At 67.0% G+C, this 23130-nt stretch carries 16 protein-coding genes and 1 pseudogene; 11 read left to right on the plus strand and 6 right to left on the minus strand.

The window, feature by feature from the left end; translation table 11 throughout:
* Positions 1-113 precede the first annotated feature (113 nt).
* The 7 genes and pseudogenes from mdcA to BLQ49_RS06720 form a co-directional block, all read left to right on the plus strand.
* Positions 114-1760: a malonate decarboxylase subunit alpha gene (gene mdcA, locus BLQ49_RS06690; RefSeq protein WP_091714370.1), complete on the plus strand. Its 1647-nt coding sequence runs from the start codon at positions 114-116 to the stop codon at positions 1758-1760.
* A gap of 161 nt (positions 1761-1921) precedes the next feature.
* Entirely contained in the window at positions 1922-2230 is a 309-nt protein-coding gene (gene mdcC, locus BLQ49_RS06695; RefSeq protein WP_091714378.1) for a malonate decarboxylase acyl carrier protein, read from the plus strand.
* 2 nt (positions 2231-2232) lie between these two features.
* On the plus strand, positions 2233-3162 hold the full coding sequence (locus tag BLQ49_RS06700) for a biotin-independent malonate decarboxylase subunit beta (RefSeq protein WP_091714380.1): 930 nt from the start codon (positions 2233-2235) through the stop codon (positions 3160-3162).
* On the plus strand, positions 3149-3865 hold the full coding sequence (gene mdcE / locus BLQ49_RS06705) for a biotin-independent malonate decarboxylase subunit gamma (protein WP_091714381.1): 717 nt from the start codon (positions 3149-3151) through the stop codon (positions 3863-3865). Before BLQ49_RS06700 ends, mdcE begins: the two co-directional genes overlap by 14 nt.
* 8 nt (positions 3866-3873) lie before the next feature.
* Entirely contained in the window at positions 3874-4533 is a 660-nt protein-coding gene (gene mdcG, locus BLQ49_RS06710) for a malonate decarboxylase holo-[acyl-carrier-protein] synthase (RefSeq protein WP_091714383.1), read from the plus strand.
* Positions 4530-5450 carry an acyltransferase domain-containing protein gene (locus BLQ49_RS06715; protein ID WP_091714384.1) on the plus strand — a complete coding sequence of 307 codons (921 nt, stop codon included), beginning with the start codon at positions 4530-4532 and terminating at the stop codon, positions 5448-5450. Before mdcG ends, BLQ49_RS06715 begins: the two co-directional genes overlap by 4 nt.
* Positions 5451-5743: 293 nt before the next feature.
* Positions 5744-5956, plus strand: a pseudogene (locus BLQ49_RS06720) (aldehyde dehydrogenase family protein); the annotation flags it as partial.
* Positions 5957-6018: 62 nt separating this feature from the next.
* Here the strand turns inward: BLQ49_RS06720 and BLQ49_RS06725 are convergent.
* The 4 genes from BLQ49_RS06725 to BLQ49_RS06740 form a co-directional block, all read right to left on the minus strand.
* A complete protein-coding gene (locus BLQ49_RS06725; RefSeq protein ID WP_244507472.1) occupies positions 6019-7017 on the minus strand; it encodes a substrate-binding domain-containing protein in 999 nt (332 codons plus the stop codon).
* A gap of 34 nt (positions 7018-7051) precedes the next feature.
* Entirely contained in the window at positions 7052-8761 is a 1710-nt protein-coding gene (locus tag BLQ49_RS06730; protein WP_091714388.1) for a methyl-accepting chemotaxis protein, read from the minus strand.
* Between the two features lie 927 nt (positions 8762-9688).
* Positions 9689-11008 carry an efflux RND transporter periplasmic adaptor subunit gene (locus BLQ49_RS06735; RefSeq protein WP_244507474.1) on the minus strand — a complete coding sequence of 440 codons (1320 nt, stop codon included), beginning with the start codon at positions 11006-11008 and terminating at the stop codon, positions 9689-9691.
* Between the two features lie 12 nt (positions 11009-11020).
* Positions 11021-14203, minus strand: coding sequence for an efflux RND transporter permease subunit (locus tag BLQ49_RS06740; protein WP_091714389.1), 3183 nt, complete (start codon positions 14201-14203; stop codon positions 11021-11023).
* Between the two features lie 119 nt (positions 14204-14322).
* Here BLQ49_RS06740 and BLQ49_RS29575 point away from each other — a divergent pair, with 119 nt between their 5' ends.
* Positions 14323-14484: a hypothetical protein gene (locus BLQ49_RS29575; protein WP_167627649.1), complete on the plus strand. Its 162-nt coding sequence runs from the start codon at positions 14323-14325 to the stop codon at positions 14482-14484.
* Positions 14485-14535: 51 nt separating this feature from the next.
* Here BLQ49_RS29575 and BLQ49_RS06745 read toward each other — a convergent pair whose 3' ends face one another.
* Entirely contained in the window at positions 14536-15663 is a 1128-nt protein-coding gene (locus tag BLQ49_RS06745) for a glycosyltransferase (protein ID WP_244507475.1), read from the minus strand.
* Between the two features lie 573 nt (positions 15664-16236).
* On the opposite strand from BLQ49_RS06745, the gene BLQ49_RS06750 reads away from it, so the two are divergent.
* Positions 16237-16956, plus strand: a complete 720-nt coding sequence (locus BLQ49_RS06750; protein ID WP_091714546.1) for a sensor histidine kinase — start codon at positions 16237-16239, stop codon at positions 16954-16956.
* A gap of 20 nt (positions 16957-16976) precedes the next feature.
* Here the strand turns inward: BLQ49_RS06750 and BLQ49_RS06755 are convergent, their stop codons facing one another.
* A complete protein-coding gene (locus BLQ49_RS06755) occupies positions 16977-18461 on the minus strand; it encodes a methyl-accepting chemotaxis protein (RefSeq protein ID WP_091714392.1) in 1485 nt (494 codons plus the stop codon).
* Between the two features lie 671 nt (positions 18462-19132).
* Between BLQ49_RS06755 and BLQ49_RS06760 the strand changes: the two genes are divergently transcribed.
* A complete protein-coding gene (locus BLQ49_RS06760; protein WP_091714394.1) occupies positions 19133-19966 on the plus strand; it encodes an FAD binding domain-containing protein in 834 nt (277 codons plus the stop codon).
* Positions 19957-22689, plus strand: a complete 2733-nt coding sequence (locus BLQ49_RS06765; protein WP_091714396.1) for a molybdopterin-dependent oxidoreductase — start codon at positions 19957-19959, stop codon at positions 22687-22689. The genes BLQ49_RS06760 and BLQ49_RS06765 overlap by 10 nt, the downstream gene beginning before the upstream one ends.
* The last annotated feature ends 441 nt before the right edge of the window (positions 22690-23130 follow it).

Here is a 23130-nt window from a genome sequence, read left to right on the forward strand (position 1 = left end):
TGCAGAATGCTGACAGATTAACAATGCGGTATACGAAACCGTGATAAAGACCGGTTTGAAAATGCAACGTGGCAGGCTATGTCGGCTGACGTATATCGAGTGGGAGCGCGCAGATGACCGAATGGCGCGGTGAGCGGCAGCTCCGCGACGCCCGTATCGAAGCCGGGCGCGCCCATGCCGACGGCAAGGTCGTACCCGCCGCCGCAGTGATCGACCTGCTCGAAGCGATCTTGCGCCCCGGGGATCGCGTTTGCCTGGAAGGCGACAACCAAAAGCAGGCCGATTGCCTGGCCCGCGGTCTCAGCGCCTGCGATCCCGGCAAGGTGCATGATCTCCACATGGTGCAGTCCGGCATCGTGCTGCCCGAGCATCTCGACGTGTTCGAGACCGGGATCGCCAAACGACTCGACTATTCCTACTCCGGACCGCAGGGCGCACGCATCGCCAAGATGCTCTATGGCGGCCAGATCGAGCTCGGGGCGGTCCACACCTATCTGGAGCTGTTCGCCCGCTATTTCGTCGATCTGACGCCCAACGTTGCGCTGATCGCGGGCGTCTCGGCCGACCGGGCGGGGAACCTCTATACCGGGCCCAACACCGAGGACACGCCCACCGTCGTGGAGGCGACCGCCTTCAAGAACGGGGTCGTGGTCGCACAGGTGAACGAGATCGTCGACACCGTCCCGCGGGTCGACATCCCCGGCGATTGCGTGGACTTCGTGGTCGAGGCCGACACGCCGTTCTACGTCGAGCCGCTGTTCACCCGCGACCCGGCCGCCATGACCGAGACGCAGATCCTGATCGCCATGATGGCGATCAAGGGGATCTACGCTGAATACGGCATCAAGCGCCTGAACCACGGTATTGGGTTCGGAACGGCGGCGATCGAGCTGCTCCTGCCGACCTACGGCGAGAAGCTCGGCCTCAAGGGCCGGATCGCGACCCATTGGGCGCTCAACCCGCACCCGACCCTGATCCCGGCGATCGAATCCGGTTGGGTGAAGCAGATCCACTGCTTCGGCTCGGAGGTCGGTATGGATCGCTATATCCGTGCGCGGCCCGACATCTTCTTTACCGGCGCGGACGGAAGCCTGCGCTCGAACCGGGCCTTCTGCCAGACAGCCGGTCTCTACGCCTGCGACATGTTCATCGGGGCGACGCTCCAAATCGACCTGATGGGCCATTCCTCCACGATCACCCAGTCGCGGGTCGCGGGCTTCGGTGGCGCCCCCAACATGGGCTCGGACCCACACGGTCGCCGTCACCCCTCGGATGCCTGGATGAAGGCGGGCCGCGAGGGCCAGATCGTCGGCGACCCGGCGCTGATGCGCGGGCGCAAGCTCGTGGTACAATTGGTCGAGACCTTCGGCGACAAGTTGGTCCCGACCTTCGTGGAGAAGCTCGACGCGCTCGATCTGGCCAAGAAGATCGGTCTCGAACTGGCGCCGGTCATGATCTACGCCGACGACGTGACCCACATCGTCACCGAGGAGGGCATCGCCAACCTCCTGCTCTGCCGGGATGCGGACGAGCGCGAGCAGGCCATTCGCGGCGTTGCCGGCTACACGGCGGTCGGCCGGGGGCGCGATCGGGCGAAGGTCGAAGAGCTGCGCGCCCGGGGCGTCATCCGCCGGCCGGAGGATCTCGGCATCGAGCCGCTGGACGCCGACCGGGCGTTGCTCGCGGCGAAGTCGATCAAGGATTTGGTCCACTGGTCCGGCGGTCTCTACGAGCCGCCGGCCAAGTTCCGGAACTGGTAAACGAGAAGCCGTACACGCTGCGCCAATGCCCGCCCTCGTCTTGAGGCACCCGCGTGAGCGGGCCTCGTGAGGAGGGCTCCTTCGAACCCTCCGCTTCGCTCCGGCGTCTCAGGACGAGGTGTCCGGTTTGGATCAAGGATCCTCTTGCACGGAACCCGGCCATGGAATCCCTGACCTTCCGCCACACCACAAAAAAGCCGCTGGCCGGCTCGCTGCCGAACGCGATTACCGGCGTGGTGGCCTCCGGCAACCTTGAGATCCTGCTGGAGCGTGTACTGCCCCCGGATGCCTGCGAGGTGGCCATCGAGACGCCGATCGCCGGCTACGGCGATGTCTGGGAGGCGGTGGTGGCGGATTTCGTTGCCCGGGCGCAGCCCGGAGGCCTCCGGATCAGCATCAACGACGGCGGCGCCCGCCCCGATACCGTATCGCTGCGCCTGCTTCAGGGCGCCCGGCTGATGGAGGTCTGACGATGGCTGGCGAGCGCGCCGCGAGCACCGATCCGGACGCCCTGAGCTGGTACGAGGCGACCGCCCGTCAGCGCGTAGTGGCGCTCGCCGATCCGGGCAGTTTCCGCGAATTCCTGCCGCCGACCGAGCGTCGGATGAGTCCGCATCTGCCGCTGTTCGATCTCCCGCGCGCCTTCGATGACGGCATCGTGGTCGGCCGCGCGACGCTCGACGGAAGCCCGATTCTGATCGCTGCCCAGGAGGGTCGCTTCATGGGTGGCGCCTTCGGGGAAGTGCACGGGGCCAAGCTGGTCGGCCTGCTCCGGGCAGCCCTGGAGCTGACGCCGAGGGCCGTGCTCATCCTGTTCGATACCGGCGGCGTCCGCCTGCAGGAAGCCAATGCCGGCGAGACCGCCATCGCCGAGACCATGCGGGCCATCGTCGATGTCCGCGCGGCCGGCATCCCGGTCATCGGGCTGATCGGTGGCCGGGCCGGCTGCTACGGCGGCGGCGGCCTCATCGCCGGCACCTGCTCGCGTCTCGCCGTCTCCGAGGGGGGCCGCATCTCGGTGTCGGGGCCGGAGGTGATCGAGACCAACAAAGGCGCAGAAGAATTCGACTCCCGCGACCGGGCATTGGTCTGGCGCACCATGGGCGGGAAGCACCGTCGCCTGACCGGGGGCGCCGACGCGTTCTGCGCCGACACGGTCTCGGCGTTCCGGCGGGCGGCCCTGGATCTGATCGGGCGGGCACCGTCCTTCGATCTCGAAACGCTCGAGGCCGAGCAGGCGCGCCTCGAAGCCCGCGTCGCGCGCTTCGGCGATTGCCGCGATGCGACCGATGTTTGGAGGCGACTCGGCGTCAACGATCCGGAGACGGTGCCGGCGATGGACACGGATGCCTTCACGGCGACCGTCGCCCGGGTCAGGGAGGCCGACCATGACGCTCGCTGAGATTCTCGGCTCTCTGTTTCCCGATGGTCATTCCGTCACGGTCCGCGAAGGGCTGGTGGGCGGGTCGGGGCCGTTTGCAGGGAATAGCTTGGCGATCGTCGGCGTCGATGGCGACACCCCGCTCGGGATCGACGGGGCACTCACCCTGGCCCGCTCGGTGCTCGACACCGTGCGGGCGGGCGGTCGGACGCCGATCCTGGTGGTGGTCGACTCCGACAGCCAGCGCATGAGCCGCCGGGACGAGTTGCTCGGGCTGAACGAGGGCCTGGCTCACCTCGCCAAGGCTCTGTTGCTGGCGGATCGTTCGGGCCATCCGACCATCGGATTGATCTACGGCCACTCGGCGGCTGGTGCTTTCATCGCGACGGCGCTGGCGACCCGGGTTCTCGCGGCTCTGCCCGGGGCCGACCCGAGCGTGATGGATCTGCCCTCGGTTGCCCGGGTGACGAAGCTGCCCCTCGACCGGCTCACGGAGATGGCGCGGTCGACGCCGGTCTTCGCGCCCGGCCTCGACAACATGGTGGCGACCGGTGCGGTCCACGCGGTCCTTGACCCGGAACAACCCCTGCATGGGCAGATCCGCGATCTGATCGCCGGGTTGGAACCCGGCGATGCGCGCGACCGCCTCGGCGCCGAGCGCGGCGGCCGACCGATGGCGCAAGCGATTGCGGACGCGGTCATCGATCAGGCGCGAAGCGGCTGAGGCAGGCCTTGGCACAGTCCTTCCGCCGCCACGATCTCGTTCGCGTCGAGCCGGCGGCCTGGGCGGCATGGCTTGAGACCCGGCCGGATCTCAGGGATGTCCGGCATCTCGCCCGATGGGCCGAGATGGGCCGCCCGCTGATCGTGCGGCGGCGGGTACCGGGGGAGGGCGGCGAGGCGATCCCACTCGGGCTGCCGCTGCCGCCCGTCGACGGCAAGCGGCGGATCGGTCTCGCCCTGCCGGGCGCTGCTCTCGCACGGATGGCAGCGCCCGGCTTGGCGGAGGCAGCCGATCGCGCCCCTTCAGCGTGGCACCCGACCATCGCTGCCCTGGTCGCCCTCGGACGCGATCACGGCGCCGCTCCGCGGCCGTTCGGCAGCCTGCTCTGGGAGGCCGTGACTGGCCTCACCTATCTCACCGCGACCTCCGATCTCGATCTGCTGTGGCCGTGCCCCACGCCGGTCCCTGCCGGACTGCTTGCCGGGCTCGATGCCGTCGCGCGAACGGCACCGATGCGCCTCGACGGTGAGATCCTGCTTGCCGACGGTACCGGCTTGCACTGGCGCGAGCTGCGCGACGCGCCGGAGGGTGGCTCGGTCCTCGCCAAGAGCCTGGACGAGGTGACGCTCCGGTTCGTGGCCGCCCTGCGCGAACCGGCGACCGCATGACCCTGGCCATCCTCCTGTCCGGTCAAGGCGGACAACATCCCGCGATGTTCGCCATGACGGCCGACCACCCGGAGGCGCAGCCCATCTTCGCCGCCGCCAAGCCGCTCCTGCAGGGTTGCGACCCGCGCGATCTGGTCCGCGCGGGCGGCGAGAACCTGCACGGGAACCGCACAGGCCAGATCCTGTGCTGCGTGGCGGCGCTGGCCGCGTGGCGGACGCTCAGCGGCGTGGGCCGTTCCATCGTGGCGGGTTACAGCATCGGCGACCTCGCGGCCTGGGGGGTCGCCGGGCGGTTCCCACCCGAGGATGTCTTGAAGCTCGCCGCATGCCGGGCCGAGGCCATGGATGCCGCCACGGGCGCTGGGTTCGGGCTGGCCGGCATCCGGGGCCTCAGTCTCGACGCGCTCGCCGCTCTGGCGGCCCGGCACGGATGCCATCTCGCGATCCGCAACGCCGCTGATAGCGGGGTGGTCGGAGGCGCCCGCGACGGCCTCGAAGCCCTGTGTCGCGAGGCCCTTGAGCGCGGTGCGCAGCGTGCGGTGATCCTGCCCGTCCATACGCCGTCGCACACGCCCCTGCTTACGGCGGCCGCGGAGGCGTTCCGGTCGGCCCTAGACCAGACGACGGCGCATCACCCGCCGCCCGGGGCGCCGCGCCTCGTGAGCGGGCTGGACGGCACGACCGTCTTCCGCAGCAAGGACGGGCTTGAGAAGCTGGCGGGGCAGATCGCGCGCACCCTCGACTGGGCCGCCTGCCTGGAGGCCTGCCGTGAGTACGGTGCCGACCGGGTCCTGGAACTCGGCCCCGGCCACGCCCTCGCCACGATGGCCCGCTCCGCGCTCCCGGAGGCCCGGGTTCACGCATTGGAGGAGTTCCGGTCGATCGATGGCGTCAAGTCTTGGTTGGCGCAACCGTAACTGCCACAAAACTTGCCGAGACCGCAGATGCATGCCTGCCGTCATTGAACTTCACCACCTCACACCGATAATGTAGAGGTGTTTTCCGTAGGGACACGCCCGGACCGGCGTGTGAACCGGGCCCGCCGTCAGGCCCCCGCAGGTCCATAGGGCGCGCATCCCACCGGAAGAAGCGCGCCGTGGAGACCTGACAGCTCTACATCGACGGTCAGGATGTCGACCCGGTCGAGGGCTCGTGGTTGGGGTCGATCGATCCCTATCGAGGTGAGCCCTGGGCCCGGAATCCCCGCGCAGGGCGGGCCATGCGCCTGTCGATCAGGCTGCGGGCCGGCACCGTCTCGGTGAACACCGATCGGGCCGGGCGCTACATGATCCCGTTCGGGGGCATGAAGCGGTCCGGCATCGGCCGGGAGAGCGTTATCGAAGCGATCCGCGAGTGCCTGGAGACCAAGAGCGTTCGGACCTCGACGCATCGCGACGCGTCCGAAAACCCGTTCGTCATGCGCGGGCCCAGTCCGGCGAACAGGCGTCCCGCCGCCGTCGGATTGTTGGCGGGACGCCTGAGGAACTATCGCGCGAAGTGCGCGGTGGACATGCGGTCGGTGACCAGTTCGAACGGCGCCCAGTCGTATTGCGTCACGGCTTCGTGCCTTGCCAGCGCCAGGGCGTCATCCACTGCCCGACGGCCCTGGATCGCTGCATCCTGGTGGATGGTCACGGCCAGGCGTTTCCGCTGCATCGCCTCGATCCCATCCGCAGTGGCGTCGACGCCGCCGATGAGGATGCGTCCCGCCGGAATGCCAGCTGCCTCCACCGCCTCTGCGGCTCCGATCGCCATCTCGTCGTTGTTGGCCGCGATGGCCGTGATCGATAGCCCCTGGGCGAGCCACCCGGCGACCAGGTTGCGGGCCTTCACCCGGTCCCAGTCCGCGTTGCCCTCCGCGACGATGCGCAGGTCCGGAAACTCCTTCATGACCTCCTTCACGCCCTGCGTGCGGAGTATGGATCCGTCATGCGTGGGGTGGCCCGACACGATCGCGACCGAGCCGGTCCCGTCCAGCATCTGGGCGAGCTTTCGCATCTGCAGCCGTCCCGCGACGAGATCGTTGGGCAGGACGAAGGCGACGCGCCCGGCAAACCAATCCTCCCGCGGGCCGGAATTGATGTAGACCAGGGGGATGTCGGCCTCCTGGGCGAGGCGGGTGATGGTGGCGTTCGCCGCCGCATCGACCGGCATCACCAGAAGCGCATCGACCTTCGCGGCGATGAAGGCGCGGATCTGTGCGACCTGCTGCGCGCCGGCTCCCTCGGGCGCGTAGACGAATTGCGTATCGACGCCGCGCGACTTGGCGTGCTCCGCGATCCGGTCGTGCAGCATCTGCGTGAACGCCACCGGGGGGATCATCGAGATCCCAATGGTCGCCGCGCAGGACACCGTGGCGCTCGCCGAAAGGGCGACGAGCATGACGGCGACGCCCCCAGCGACCCGCCGCCAGCTGCCGCGCAGCCCGGCGATTGAAACTTGGCACATGCGCGTCATGGCATGCGCGCAGGATGATCGGTCCATGGCTGGGGTCCGGCATATGCGATCCGACACGGCCTTACGCCGCGCGGATCTCGTGAAGGAAGCGAGCGACTTCGGCACCCAGGCGCTCGGCGTCGCGCGAGAGCGCGCTCGCGGCATTCAGCACGCCACCTGCCGTCGCGCCCGTCTTCTCGGCGGTGCCGGCGACGCCCGCGATGTGTGCGCTGACGTCGCTCGTCCCGTCGACGGCCCGCGTGATGCTCTGCACGATCTCCTGCGTGGCGGCCCCCTGCTCCTCGACGGCCGCCGCGATGGAGGCCACCGCGCGACTCATGTCCTCGACGCGGTTGGTGATACCTGTGATCGCGGCGACAGCCTCATTGGTGGAGCCTTGGATGACTCCGACGTGGCGCGCGATATCGTCGGTCGCCTGCTTGGTCTGGCCCGCCAGCACCTTCACCTCGGCGGCGACCACGGCGAAGCCGCGCCCCGCATCTCCAGCCCGGGCCGCCTCGATGGTGGCGTTGAGCGCGAGCAGGTTCGTCTGTGCGGCGATCTTGGCGATCAAGCCCACCACGTCGCCGATCTGATCGGCCGCGCCGGTGAGCGCCTTGACCAGGGCCGCCGTCTGCGCGGCCTCCGCGGCGGCGCCGCTCGCCTTCTCGGCTGTCACCTCGGCCTGACGCCCGACCTCCTGGATGGACGTCCCAAGTTCGTCGGCCGCCGCCGCGATCGACTGGACGTTGGAGCGGGCCTGCTCGGCCGCTGCGGCCACCGTGGTCGATTGATCTGCCGTCTCTCCGGCAACCCTGCTCATCAAGTCAGCGGTGCCACGGAGTTCGATGGCCGCCGTCGCCACTGTGCCGACGATGCCGCCGACGGAGGCCTCGAAACCGCGCGCCATCTCCTGCATGGCCGTGCGCCGCTGCTGTTCCGCCTCGGCCCGCACCTGTGCGGCCTCCGACTCGATGGCCTTGGCACGCTCCATGTTGTCCTTGAACACCTGCAGGGCAGCCGCCATGGCGCCAAGTTCGTCATTCCGCTCAACCGACGGAACCGCGACGGTGAGATCGTCTTCGGCGAGCAGCTCCATGGCACGGGTCATCCCCGCGATCGGCGCCGCGACCCGGCGCAGGATGAACCAGATGATGCCGATCGTCAGGATCGCGGCCAGGGCGACCGCGACGGTCACCGCCGTACGCGAGGCGCTTCCGACCGAATCAGCCGCCGCCGTCTGCGCGAAGGCCCGATCCTGGCGGTAATTGAGCACCGTATCGACCGCCTGCGCGAAGGTCGCTGCCTCGCTCTGAAGGGCGACTGCGAACACCGTATCGGCCAGTTCGCGTTCGCCGGCCCTCTCAAGCGCCGTCGCCTCGGACTCGACCGCCAGAAAGTGCTGCCACGCCTCCCGCAGGGCATGGGCGAGGCGTTGTTCGTCCGCTCCGGCGATGGTCGGCGCATAGGCGCTCCAGGCGCTGGAGAACGCCTCCTGTGCCTTGGCGACCCGGGCGAGATAGTCGCTCCGCGCCGCGTCGGACTGCGCGTTGTGAGCCAGAACGTCGAGGGCGCGCAGCTCCTGGGAGACCTGTTTCATCGTCCCGAGGATCGTCACGGCCCGAATCTCGCCGGCAATCGAGCGATTGGCCTCGTTGATGAGGCCGATGCGGAACACGGAGAAACCCCCTATTCCGATCGCAATCAGGAACAGCACAACCGCTGAACCAATGATGATCGACCGTAGATTGATCGGAGATTGTTTCGCGCGACTGCGCTCGGAAGACACCATCCACCTATTTTCCGAAAATCGTCATGTCTTCGCTTAGCGCGATGATGCCAGGAAATCAAATGGTCATCACCTTTACTCAAATGCGCCGCCTAACGACTTGAGTAAAAGAACAACTACGGATCAAAACGATCGCTCAGGCTGAAGGTTTGACTCGGCTGCATCAGTATTGACAACGGCTTGCCACGACGACGCAGCCTAATATGGCGAATGCGTCGAGCCAGCGGCCAGGCAGGCCGTGATCGCCGCTGCCCGTACGTCGATGCCATGCGACAGGTATGCCGATCGTCCCGACATGCGTGTCGAGCAGTCCGCGTTTCGCCGGTGCTGGACGGATATCAGGTGCCGTCAGGTCAGAGCGGCCGCGACCGCCGCTCCTTCAGCCACAGCAGGCCCGCGAGCCCCATCCACGGGCAGACGAACAGGATGAACGCGAGTAGCCCCACAACCAAGCTCCCGGCAAAGCGCGTATCCGTTTGGAAACGTCGGTCGGCTGCGGCGGATCCCGAAGCTTAAAGGCCACCCGGGCCTGCCGCGCCATGGCGATCCGCTCGCGCACTGTGAGACCGCGCGACGGCAACGGCGCCACCGCGTCGTTGGCTGGAGGGAGTGCGGTGCCAGTGGACGTGCTGCAGCCCGAACCGGCCAAAGCCTGCTCAGGCGTCCGGCCTCCCGTAGGGTTCGATCCGCAACGCCTGTCCCTCCCCGAACGATGCACGCCCACGGGCAAGCGAGGGCGGCAGGTCCGGTGAGAGGATCCGGGACAGAAATCCGGTCATGCCGGCGCCAGCGGTCTGCATCCGCCCCTGGGCGGCTGGGGTGCTCGGCCTGAGGGCCGGTTGCCGCAGCGCCGGCCCAAAGGGCGAAGCGGTCAACCCGGTCGGACTGCACGCACAGGCTGCCGGCGGGCCGGCGGGCCGCGATGCCGCCTCACTCCGCGGAGGCGGTGTGCGGCACGGTGGACTCGCCTGCGATCCGGACGACATCGCCTGATTTCAGGAACTCCAACGGGTTGTCGACCAGCCGCTGAGCGAGGGTCACGCCGCTCCGGATCTCGACATCGTTGCCGAGATTCCGCCCGAGCTTGACCGTGCGCAAGACGATCGTGTGGTCCCCCTGAACCTCCGCCACCTGCGTCCCGTCCCGATTGAAGAGCAGCGCCGTGGCGGGGATCCGCAAGGTGTCGGGGTTGGAGGGGATGTGGAACTGAACCTCGACGAAGGCGCCGGGCCAGAGGGCGCCGTCGGGATTCTCGGCCTGCAGCTCAACCAGACCCTGCCGCGATTCCTCCGTTACGGCATTCGCGGTCGCGGTGAGTTCGGCGGTGAATGAGGCCTCCTGCCCGGGAACGTGCAGGGAGGCCTTCAGGCCGGGCTTCATCACGGCCAGAAACGCCTGCGGCACGTTCACGAAGACGCGCATCCGGTGGATGTCCGAGACCCGGTAGAGCGGCCGGCCCGCAGTTCCGCCGGCGGTCAGCAGGTCGCCGAGATCCACCGCGCGGGCGGTGACCACCCCGTCGAAGGGCGCCTTGATCTGCTTGAAGCGGGTCAGCTCCTCCAGGCGGCTGACCACCGCCTGCTGGGCCACGAGGTTGGCCTTTGCGACCGCCAGGGCCGCTGTCCGCGAGGCCGCGGTGAACCGGTCGGTGTCGCCCCGCTCCTCGCTGGACCATCCCTGGGTCACGAGCCGGGCGGTGCGCTTATTCGTGGCCTCGCCGAGATCGGCATTCGCCTGGGCCTGCTGCACCCCAGCCTGAAGCTGCACCAGCGTGGCCCGGGCTTCCAAGAGTTGCTGGTCGAGGTCGGGGGCCGAAATCTCGACGAGAACCTCATCCTTGCGCACCCGCGCGCCGATATCCCTGTGCCAGGCCGTCACGTAACCGCTGGCCCGCGCATAGAGCGAGCCGGTGTAGAACGCGTTGAGCGTGCCGGGCAGCGTCAGATCCTGGTCCTGGGGACCCCGTTGCGCCTGGACGGTTCGAACCGTCGGGACAGCCTGCTTCTCGGTCCAGTCCGCGATCTCCTGCATTCCCTTCGCGCGCTCGGTGATACCGAGACCGGCCAAAGCTGCGGCTCCCGCCACGACGCCGAACAGGACCACGACGACCTTGGCTGTGGCGGGTTTCTGGCCGCGCCCGGTCGCGGCGCGATCGGGCATGGCCGCCAGCTCTTCTCGTGACATGCTCTCAGGCGCCGAGCCGGCATCCGCCGCGGCGGAGCGCGCTTCAGGCTTCTCAACGGGGTCCATGGGTGATCCAGCTCAGACGGACGGAGAGGGGAGCGCACCGGAGAGAGGGTCGTCGGACCGGGCGCGGGCGCGGCCATGCACGAGGCTGAAGACCACGGGGACGAAGAACAGCGTCGCCGTCGTGGCAAAGAGCAGGCCACCGATCACGGCGCGGCCGAGCGGCGCGTTCTGGCCCGGCTCGATCGCCATGGGCAACATGCCGATCACCATGGCGAGCGCCGTCATGATGACCGGCCGCAGCCGGGTCGCCCCCGCGGCCAGGGCGGCTTCGCGCGCGTCCAGACCTGCGGCGAGCTGCTCGCGGGCGAAGCTGATCACGAGGATCGAGTTGGCGGTCGCCACGCCCATGCACATGATCGCGCCGGTCAGCGCTGGAACGGAGACATGCGTCTGCGTCACGAACAGCATCCAGACGATCCCGGCGAGCGCCGCGGGCAGCGCCATGATGATCACGAACGGATCGACCCAGGATTGGAAGTTGATGACGATCAGCAGGTAGATCAGCACGATCGAGAATCCGAGCCCGATCAGCAGATCCCGATAGGCGTTCTCCATCGTGACCACCTGGCCGCGGACCGACACAATGGTGCCCTTCGGCAGCGCGTCCTTGGTCGCGTCGATGATCGCCTGGATGTCGGCGGCGGTGCCGCCGAGGTCGCGGCTCTGCGCGGCGGCCAGGATGTTGACCGTACTCCTGACGTTGTAGTGGGTCACCACGGCGCTGAGGGGTTCGGGGGCGATCGTCGACAGGCCGCCGAGGAGCTGCGTCGAGCGTGCGGCCGTGATCGGCAGGTTGTTCAGGTCGCCGAGCGTGTCGATGGCGTATTGGGGCGTCTGAACCGAGACCGGATAGGAGACGCCGTTGTTCGGGTCGAGCCAGTAGGTCGGCGCCGTCTGGGTGCTGCCCGAGAGGCTCGCCTGGATGCTGGTCGCCGCGTCGCCCTCGGTCAGACCGACAACGCCGGCGAGTGCCCGGTTGAAGTCGACCCGCAGGGCGGGATTCCGGGACTGCTCCTGGATCCGGGCATCGGCCACGCCGGCCACACGCCGGATCCGCGATAGCAACGTGTAGGCGTAGGCGCGGCTGGCCTCGATGTTGGGGCCGGCGATTTGGACGTCCAGGGCCGCGGGCGAGCCGAAATTGAGTATCTGGCTGACGATGTCGGCCGGCAGGAACGAGAAGGTCACGCCGGGGAAATCCTGCGGCAGGCGTGCGCGCAGCTCACGGGTGAAATCCGCGGGCGAGCCTTCACCCTCGGCCAGGGTCACCAGCATGTCGGCGTCGAACGTTCCGATCGTTCCGCTGTTGCCGTACGAGATGTTGATGCCGCTGATCGGCAGGCCGATGTTGTTGACGACGCTCAAGACGCGGCCGGGCGGCATCAGGCTGCGGATGCGCGTCTCGATCCGCCCTGTCAGGGCCGTTATCTCCTCGATGCGCGTGCCGGTCGGAGCGCGGACGTGGAGACGGAGGGCGTCGGATTCGATCGACGGGAAGAAATCCCGGCCGAGATAGGGGAGCAGCCCGAAGGACAGGCCGATAGCAAGGAGGAAGCCGCCGGCAAACACCCGCCGGTACGCCAGGGCGAGCGCGAGCAGCCCGAGGTAGCCGCGCCGCAGGTTCTCGAAGCGCCGTTCGAAACCTCGCTGGAACCGGCCGAAGAAACCGGTGGCAACCTGCACCCCGTGACCGTCCCCATGCACGTTGTCATGGTTGGCCAGCAGGTAGCGCGCCAGCGTTGGCACTACCGTGTAGGTCAGCACGTAGGACGCGATCATGGCGAACACCACCGCCATGGCGAGCGGCCGGAACAGGAAGCCCGCGACACCGCCGAGCGCCAGCAGCGGCGCGAAGGCGATGCAGATGCAGAACAGCGCGATCGTTGCCGGTGGCATGATCTCCTGCGCCCCGAGGGTGATGGCGGTGACGATATCCTCGCCGAACTCCTCCATGTGCCGGTTGATGTTCTCGATGGTCACGGTCGCATCATCGACCAAGATGCCCACGGCCAGCGCGAGGCCGCCGAGCGTCATGACGTTGATGGTCTGGCCGAGCGCCGACAGAGCGATCAGCGAACACAGGACCGCCAGGGGGATCGACACGGTGATGATCAGCGTCGAGCGCCAGCTGCCGAGGAAGACCAGGATCATGAACCCGGTCAGTGCGGCCGCGATGACGCCCTCGCGCACCACCGCGACCACCGAATCCTTCACGAAGCCGGATTGATCGGCCACATATTTCAGATCGACCCCAGGGGGGAGTGTGGCCTGGATCGCCGGCAGCCGCGCCTTCACGCCGGCGATGATGTCCAGCGTCGAGGCATTGCCGATCTTGAGGACCGACATCAGCACGCCCTTCTTGCCGTCGAGCTGGACGACGTTGGTCTGGGGCGGCGAGCCGGCATGGACATGGGCGACATCGCGCATGAACACGACCGCTCCGTTGACGACCTTCACGGGCAGGTCGTTGAACGCGTCCACGGTCTTCGGCGAATCGTTCAGATCGACGATCCACTCATAGGAACCGATTTTCTGGGTCCCGACCGGCGTGATCAGGTTCTGCCGGGCGAGCGCCGCGCCGACATCGGCCGCCGAGAGACCGTGCGCATGAAGCGCCGATTGATCGAGATCGATCTGAACCTGACGGGCGGCGCCGCCATAGGCGTAGGGGAGCTGGGCCCCCGGCACCGTTGCCAGCTGGGGCCGGATGAAATTCATGGCCAGGTCGTTGAGGGCCGTCTGGGAGAGCGTATCGCTCGACAGCGCGAGCTGGATGATCGGCACGCTCGACGCGTTGTAGGCGAGCATCAGCGGCGGGGTGATGCCCGGTGGCAGCTGCTTGAGCTGCGTCTGCGCGATGGCAGTGACCTGCGCCTGCGCCGCGGTAATGTTGACGCTCGGCTGGAAGAAGATCTTGATGATCCCGTAGCCCGGCACCGACTGCGACTCGATATGCTCGATGTCGTTGACCGTCGTCGTCAGCGAGCGCTCGAACACCGAGACGATGCGGCCCGACATGTCCTCGGGCGGCAGACCGGTATACTGCCAAACAACGCTGATGACCGGGATGCCGATACTGGGAAAGATGTCGGTCGGTGTTCTGAAGATCGACAGGATCCCGAAGATCAGGATCAGGATCGACATCACGACGAAGGTATAGGGACGCAGGAGAGCGAGGCGTACGATTGCGGCCATCGTCGGAGATTTGTCCGCGTCGCGATCTGGGGATGCCGGCGGAGCGGGTTTCGCAACCGGCGTTTCGTATTATGAATGCATCTCCCAATAGGGCAATTTGATGACCCGAGCCAGCCCACATGGCCGGAAACATCGCGAGACAGTTTTTCTATACTTTTTCGATCGCCCTGCGCAGCGAACAGGCCAAGATCTTCGTTGAGCTAAACGCTGCTTTCTCGGCAGAAAAGCAGCGTTGCGTCTTAAGAAGATCGCGGCTGATCCTGTGCGGGCCGACGCGATGAGCAGATCGTCGTGGGCCCGAGCGGGAACGGCAGGCTGTCAGGCCCGCGGGTTCACATCTGCCAGTGCGGCATGAATTCGGTTCGGTAGGGTGAAGGCGCGCACCCCCAGACCGGATCGAGCATTTTAAGGAGCGCTTCCCGCGACAGCTTCGTGACGGTCTCGCGCGTCGTGGCGGGCAGGTCCGACTTTTCGAGGATATCGATGCAACTCGACAAGCATGCCCGGTACTGCCCCGTATTATAAGCATTCACGGCAAACTCGTGCCGTAATGCGTACTGATATATCCACGGCTGAATGAACAGGGCACCGCTGGGCATGGACAGAGGAAGTGCGGCCTCGGCGTAGTAGTATCCTTCGACGTACTTGCCCTTCCGTCTGCACAAGCGGCTGGCGCCATGGCGTGCCTCCGCACGTCCAGGAACGAGGGCGATCGCGCGGTCATATACGGCGAGCACCGTGTCAAAGGGTTCGCCGAAAGCTTCCATGATATAGGCGATGCTCAGAAGGCTGACATAGACCTCCTCCTCCCAGAATCCGAGCTCAGCGCGTTTGCGGTAGTATTCGAGAGCCTTTAAGATATCCCCGGCGTCTCGGTAACTCTGCGCCAGATAGAATATATATCGTGAAATCAAGAACGGATCTTTTTCTTTCTTCAGGGCCTTTTCCAGAAGAATAGCATCACGCTTATAGGTATCCTTGTCCTGATGCCGGGCGCCGTCCTCGCCGCGACGCATCGCCAGCGGCAGCGACTCGCGCCAAGGCGCGCCATCGCACGCCAGAAATTCGTGCACCACACCTCGATAGCGCCAGGGGAAGGCGTTGCTGACCAATTGCAAGCGGTCGTATCGGGTAGTGGTATCCAGAATTGTGAAATAGTAGGCCGAGGCTTCGAGCTTTGGCATTGTGAAGCCCGCCGGGATCACCAATTCGTCATCCGCGTCGATGATCAACGAATAGTTCCCATGCGGGCGGGCCAGACGCCGGGCCTCACTGCGGTTATGGGCGAAATCGACCCATGGGCGCTCCACCAGCTTACCCGGCATATCCGCCATCGCGGCACGGATGACGTCCTGAGTGCCGTCCGTCGATCCCGTATCGACGATGATCCAGTGATCAATAATCGGTCTCACCGAATTCAAGCATCGGCGTATAACGTGCGCCTCGTTCTTGACGATCATCGAAAGACATATCGTCTGGTTTGACGATTTCATGATCAAACGCCTCTTGCCATGGCCTTCACGAGAACCATCGCCCGCAGGCGTCCCATAACGCGCAAATGTATGTTTGGCAAAGACGCTTCGCTTGAGTTGTTTGCGCTAAGGCGGAATAAATTTATTTTTTTCTCACAAACGATGACATGAATTTCTTATCATATGTAAAGCTTTAGCAGAATAATATTGATGATTACTTATAATATCGAATTATTTACCATCCCAAACTGCCGTGTTGATCCTCTTGTAACATGAAGCCCGCAAACAGCTCAGCGATACCGGTTCGGCTGCGCTGCCGCTGGCTGTAGCTCAGGATGATGGGGCCGGTACCGAACGACGGCGGCGCTTGTCTCTGAGGAGGGCAGCGAGAACCTGACGATGCGGTCAAAAAGGTCGCACCGCTTCCGCATCCGGGGGCGACACTAGATCTGGCTGCAGTGGTTGACCGCCAATTTTGAACGCATGATGGTCGCGCAAGGCAAAGCGCCCGTGATCCGAGCCCAACGCATCATCGAGGCTTTTCGCGCGGAGAGGGCCTGCATGGCACAGGACCACGAGACTGACCCGCGTCTGGCAAAACTGGAGGCGGACAATGCCAGGCTGCGGCGGCTCCTGGATGCGGGTGGCGTCCCGGACGGGCTGCGTCACGGCCTGCGCGACACCATGGCGATGCTTCGCGCGGTGCTGCGTCTCTCGGCCGACACCGCCGAAAGCGTCGAAAGCTATGCCACGCATCTCGAAGGCCGGCTCGACGCGATCGCCCGGGTGCGCGTCAGCGTCGATATGTTCGGCGAGATCAGCCTGCACAGCCTGATCTCGGACGAACTGATGATCCACCTGATCCGCGAGGGCGATCAGGCGGAACTCGCCGGCCCGGCGGTCAGGCTCCGGCCGAAGGCCGCTCAGGTGATGGCGCTCGCGGTGCATGAGCTCTGTAGCAACGCCATCGAGCACGGCGTACTTGGGCTATCCCGGGGTAAGGTGGCCGTGATCTGGTCGATCGACGATCGCGTCGGGGCGGCGCCGGACACGCTCACCTTGGTCTGGAAGGAAACGGGCGGCTCAGACGTCGCCGCCCCGACGCGGCGGGGGTTCGGCATGCAGGTCCTGACCGAGATGCTGCGCTACGAGCTCAACGCCCACATCGATCTTGCTTTCGAGGCCGATGGCCTGCGCTGCACGATACGATGGCCGCTGGCGCCGCGGGTCGGGCACGTCGTCGACGAGGCCGGATCCGAAGAGGTCGGCGAGCCGGCTTGAAGGAAGGGCCTGGCGTTGAATCAACCCATGGACCGGGAGGCTTCCCGCACCTGACGGGTCGCCGCGTCGAGCCGTGTGCTGGCCTGGGCGATCGTGTCCATACCGGATGCGATCGCCGAGACGCCGCCGGACGCGGTCCTGAGGCTTCCCGACATCTCACGCGTCACGACGGATTGCTCCTCGACGGCCGAAGCAATGGTGGAGGAGACGGCGCTCAAGGTGCCGATCGTATCCCGAATCGCCCCGATCGCATCCACTGCCGTGCGCGTGGTCGCCTGGGTCGCGGCGATCTGAGTTCGAATCTGGTCGGTCGCGCGCGCCGTCTGCAGGGCAAGCGTCTTCACCTCGCTGGCGACGACCGCGAAACCGCGTCCGGCCTCACCGGCGCGGGCGGCCTCGATCGTGGCATTCAGGGCGAGCAGGTTGGTCTGGGCGGCGATCCCGGAGATGAGGCCGACGACATCGCCGATCTGCGTCGCCTGCTCGCTCAGGCCGGCGACGATCCGGCCGGTGTGCTGGGCTTGCTCCACGGCTTGTCCGGCGATTCCGGCAGCCTGTGTCACCTGCTCGCTGATCTCGTTGACCGAGAGGGACAGTTGCTCCGCGCCGGTCGACAACGTGGCGATGTCCTCCGAGACCCGGCCCACCGTCCCTGCAGCCTCACCGGTCTGACGGGTCACGTCGGCCACGGCGTCGCTGATCGCGTCGAGTTCTTCGCCGACGGTCTTCTGGACCTCGGCCCGACGCTCGCGCGCGTCCATCTGCGCGGTGATGTCGGTGGCGAACTTGACGACCCGCACCAGGCGCCCGTCCGCGTCAGTGATCGGGTTGTAGGTCGCCTGAATCCAGATCGCGCGGCCGCCCTTGGCGGTGCGCTTGAACGCGCCGGACTGGTACTCACCGCGGGCCAACGCCGCCCAGAAGGTGCGGTAGGCCTCCCCCGAACGCTCGGGTTCGCTGACGAACAGGCTGTGGTGACGGCCGACGATCTCGTCCAGCCGGTAGCCGACTGCGTCCAGGAAGTTCTGGTTGGCGCTCAGGATCGTCCCGTCGAGGGAGAAGGCGATCACCGCTTGGGAACGGTGCAGCGCCTTGATCTGCCCTTCGAGATCAAGAGTGCGCAGCTTGTCGGCGGTGATCTCGGTGGCGAACTTGACGATCTTGGTCGGCTTGCCCGCAGTATTGAACACGGGATTGTAGGTCGCCTGGATCCAGACCTCGCGGCCGCCCTTCGCGATGCGCCTGTATTCCGCGGTCTGGAACTCGCCGCGCCGGAGTTGCTCCCAGAATTGGCGGTAGGTCGGGCTGTCCCGATGCGCCTGATCCACGAAGAGGCTGTGGTGGCGGCCCTGGATCTCCGCGAGCGTGTAACCCATGGCGGCGAGGAAGTTCGAATTGGCATCCAGAATGGTGCCGTCGAGCGCGAACTCGATCGTGGCCAGCGCGCGGCTCAGCGCTGCGAGCTTGGCAGACTGCTCCCGTCGACCCTGCAGCCGCGCAAACATGGTTGTCTCTCACTGTCAGGAAGCGGCGCGCGCCGGACCGGCGCATTCGGGCCGAGAACAGATTTTTTCAGCTCATTGATATGGTCGAACAAATATGACCTGACGGTTAAAGGGCGAAATTTAACGACTAATCTGTATCGGAGACAATATCACACCGAGTAATTCGCACACAGATTGCATGATACCGTCATTTGCTACTTGGGCGTGAGGAGACCGTGTCTGCAGCGTCCGGCGCGAGCGGCTTCCGGTCAACGGGCGGAGCCTGTTTGTTCGACACCGCGACGAAAAATCGGCGTGGTCTGCGAAGCCCGCGACCGCGGCTTCGCCCTTCCCTGTACAGGCCGGCCGGAATTTCCCGGCTGACCGTCTTTGCTAAGACGCTTGGCAGGATCGCCGCGCTTGCGGCATTCACGAGACCGTCCTCGGCAGCAGCGCAGATTTGAACCACAGTGCGTTCATTCTAGTGGGGGCAATCCGGTCGACCGTGCCCATCCCATGCGTAACGCGTGGCGGTCGGGGGCATGCCGGTCCTCGAGATAGGCAGCCGCGCACGAAGCTTGAGGCGGACAGTTGCGCGGACGCGCGCAAGAACCTTGTCACTTGACCGGAACCCTGGGCCGGCACGCAGTGTGCAAGGCCGGGGTCTTCCCGTGGCCGGGCAACGAGCCGGTATGGACCTTAACACCATCGATACGGTGATCCGGCCGCACAGCCGGTCAGACTTGCCAGCCTGGCAGGACGGCGACGCCTGCCTCGCCGGGGGAACATGGCTGTTCTCCGAGCCTCAGCCTGACACGCGACGCTTGGTCGATCTGGCGGCGCTCGGCTGGCCCCCGCATCATGTTGGATCCGATGGTCTGACCCTCGCGGCCACCTGCACCATCGCGCAACTCGACCGCCTCGACCTCCCACCATCCTGGAGCGCAGCCCCCCTGATCGGCCAATGCTGCCGTGCCCTGCTCGGCTCATTCAAGATCTGGAACACCGCCACCGTCGGCGGCAATCTCTGCCTCGCCCTCCCGGCTGGCCCGCTGATTGCCCTGGCCACCGCGCTGGACGCCCGGTGCACGATCTGGTCGACCGATGGCACCGAGCGGCGCTTGCGCGCGGCGGACTTCGTGCTCGGACCGCAGCGCAACGCCCTGCGTCCGGGTGAGATTCTGCGCAGCTTGTGGTTTCCGGCCGCCGCCCTGGCGTACCGGACCGCGTTCCGGCGTATCAGCCTGAGCCCGAACGGCCGATCCGGCGCGCTGGTGATCGGGTCGCGCGATCCACAAGGCGGTTTTGCGTTGACCGTGACGGCGTCCCTGCAACGCCCCCGGCGCCTGGCCTTCGCGACGTTGCCCAGCCGCACAACGCTCATCGCGGCCATCGACGACGCGATTCCCGAAACGCTCTACTACGACGACGTCCATGGCCGGCCCGACTGGCGCCGTCACGTCACGCGTTACCTCGCCGGGGAGGTCCGCGACGTCCTGGCGGGGGAGGGCAGCCGATGCGGCTGACGGTCAACGACACGCCGCACGAGGTCGAGGCGCGGCCGGGCCAGTGCCTACGCACGCTTCTGCGCGAAGCCGGCTGGTTCGGCGTCAAGAAGGGCTGCGATGCGGGCGATTGCGGCGCCTGCACGGTCCATCTCGACGGTGAGCCGGTGCATAGCTGCCTGATCCCCGCATTCCGTGCCGAAGGTCGCAGCGTGACCACCATCGAGGGTCTGGCCGGCCCCTGCCGTGAGGACGACCCGGGGCCGAAGCACGTCCATCCGATGCAGGCCGCGTTCCTGGCCGCCCAGGGCTTCCAGTGCGGCTTCTGCACGCCGGGCATGATCATGACGGCGGCCGCCCTCAACCAGGGGCAACGGCAGGACCTCGGTACGGCGCTGAAGGGCAATCTCTGCCGCTGCACCGGCTATCGCGCCATCCGGGACGCCATCGCGGGCATCGGCCACACAGCCGATGAGGGCGGCGGCGATCCGGTGGGTCGGAACTGTCCCGCGCCGTCCGCGCCGCTGGTTGTATCGGGCCGAGCCCGGTTCACCCTCGACGTCCCACCCGGCGACGCGCTTCACCTCAAGGTCCTGCGTTCACCGCACGCCCATGCCCGCATCGTCGCGATCGACGATGCGGCTGCACGCGCGATCCCGGGCGTCGTCGCGATCCTGACCCACGTGGATGCACCGAGGCGCCGCTTCTCCACCGGCCGCCACGAAGACCCGAGGGACGATGCCGCCGACACCCGCGTGCTCGATCCGATCCTGCGCTTCATTGGCCAGCGGGTCGCCGCCGTGGTGGCGGAGACCGAGGTCGCCGCAGAGGCCGGCTGCCGGGCGCTGCGCGTGACCTACGAGGTTCGCCCGGCCCTCCTTGATCCGGAACGGGCCCTCGAACCCGACGCCCCGCGGGTCCACGATTCGCGTGATGAGCCCGGCTGGGATGCCCCGCCGCTCGATGGCCATCCGAATCTCGCCGCCGAGGTCCATGGTGAGGTCGGCGACGTCGCAGCGGGGCTCGCAGAGGCCGACCTCGTCTATACGGAGACCTTCCTGTCCCAGCGGGTTCAACATGCGGCCCTGGAAACCCATGGTTGTACCGGCTGGCGCGCTTCGGACGGCCGCCTGACGCTGCGCACCAGCAGCCAAGTGCCGTTCCTCACCCGTGACGCCCTGTGCGACCTGTTCGGTCTGGAGCGGGATGAGGTCCGGGTGATCTGCGGTCGGGTCGGCGGCGGCTTCGGCGGCAAGCAGGAGATGCTGACCGAGGATCTCATCGCCCTGGCCGTGCAGCGCACCGGCCGCCCGGTGCGCTGGGAACTCACACGGCAGGAGCAGTTCGTCGCGACCACGACCCGCCACGCGATGCGCGTCGCCGTGACAGTCGGCGCCCGCCGGGACGGCACGCTCACGGCGATCGGCCTCGATGTCCTGTCGGACACGGGTGCGTATGGCAATCATGCGGGTGGTGTGATCCACCACGGCTGCAACGAGGTGCTGGCGGCCTACACCTGCCCGAACAAGCGAGTCGCGGGCCACGCGGTCTACACACATACGGTCCCGGCCGGCGCCTTTCGGGGCTACGGCCTCAGCCAGACGATCTTCGCCCTCGAATCCGCCCTGGACGAGGTCGCGCGGCGCCTCGGCCTCGATCCGTTCGACCTGCGCCGCAGCAACGCCGTGAGACCAGGCGACGCCATGGTGTCGAACAGCCTGGAGCCGCACGACGTGGTGTTCGGCAGCTATGGGCTCGACCAGTGCCTGGATCGGGTGGAAGCGGCGCTCGAAGCCGATCCGGGGGCGGAACCGGAGCCCGGTTGGCGCGCCGGCACCGGCATGGCGATGGCGATGATCGACACGATCCCACCCCGCGGCCATCATGCCGACGCCCAGGTATGCCTGGAGGCGGACGGCCGATACAGTGTCCGGGTCGGCACGGCCGAGTTCGGCAACGGCACCAGTACGGTGCATCGCCAGATTGCGGCGTCCGCGTTGCGGGCCAACCCTGCGCAGGTGGAGATCGTTGGCGCCGATACGGATTCGGTCGGCCACGATACCGGTGCCTATGGCAGCACCGGAACGGTGGTGGGAGGCCTGGCGGTGCTGCGTGCCGCCGAAGCGCTCGCCGAGCGGATCCGCGCACGGGCAGCCGAATTGTCCGGCTCGGCGGCCGAGGTGTGTCGACTCGCAGGCGACGTAGTCGAGACCCCGTACGGTCCGCTCGCGCTCGTTGCACTCGGCCCCCTGGAGGCAGGCGGGCGCGCGGACGGCAGCCCGCGCTCAGTGTCGTTCAACGTCCATGCGTTCCGGGTCGCGGTGCATCCCGTGACGGGCGAGGTGCGCATCCTGCGCAGCGTCCACGCTGCCGATGCCGGCCGGGTGATCAACCCGATGCAGTGCCGGGGGCAGATCGAAGGTGGGGTCGCGCAGGCGATCGGCGCCGCGCTCTACGAGGATTTCCGCATCGAGGCCGACGGCCGGGTCGCCACGCAGACGTTCCGCAACTATCACATCCCCACCTGCGCCGACGTGCCGGACACCGAGGTCCTGTTCGCGGAAACACATGACCGTGTCGGGCCGCTCGGTGCGAAATCGATGAGCGAATCGCCCTACAATCCGGTCGCCGCGGCGCTCGGCAACGCGATCCGGGACGCGACGGGGGTCCGGCTGACCGCGACACCGTTCGCGCCGGACAGAATCTATCGGGCCGTCGCCGCCAGCCCGGACGATCATCCCTGATGGATGCGAAATACGTTGCCGTGGTGCCGCCATCGCGCATGGCGGCCTTGAGCTTATCGCTTAGATCGCGGAGCGTTGCACCGACGCGTGTACCCACGTGATGACCGACTCGGCGACCGCCCCGACGACGGTCTGTAACGTTGTCATGAACTCCAGCATCCTGGCCGATGCCGGCATGCCGGAAGGCGCGGTGTCGTGGTGACCTGCCTCGTATCGGCGCACGCCTGAGCTGCCCTGAGCCTCTACGCCAACTGACCGGTCGCCCCGGTGCCGAGGATACGGCTCGGCGCCGATGTCGCGGACCGAGCCGCGCCACGCAGCGGATGAACCGCAATGTGAACCCTCGATCGCTTGCGTCGCCGTCGCAGTTTGGATTAGCTCTAATCTGTGACGACCGACCGCGAAACGCTGCCCGCATGGCGCGCCCTCACGCCGGGCCAG

This window comes from Methylobacterium phyllostachyos (genome assembly GCF_900103445.1).
In the GTDB taxonomy this organism is placed as follows: domain Bacteria; phylum Pseudomonadota; class Alphaproteobacteria; order Rhizobiales; family Beijerinckiaceae; genus Methylobacterium; species Methylobacterium phyllostachyos.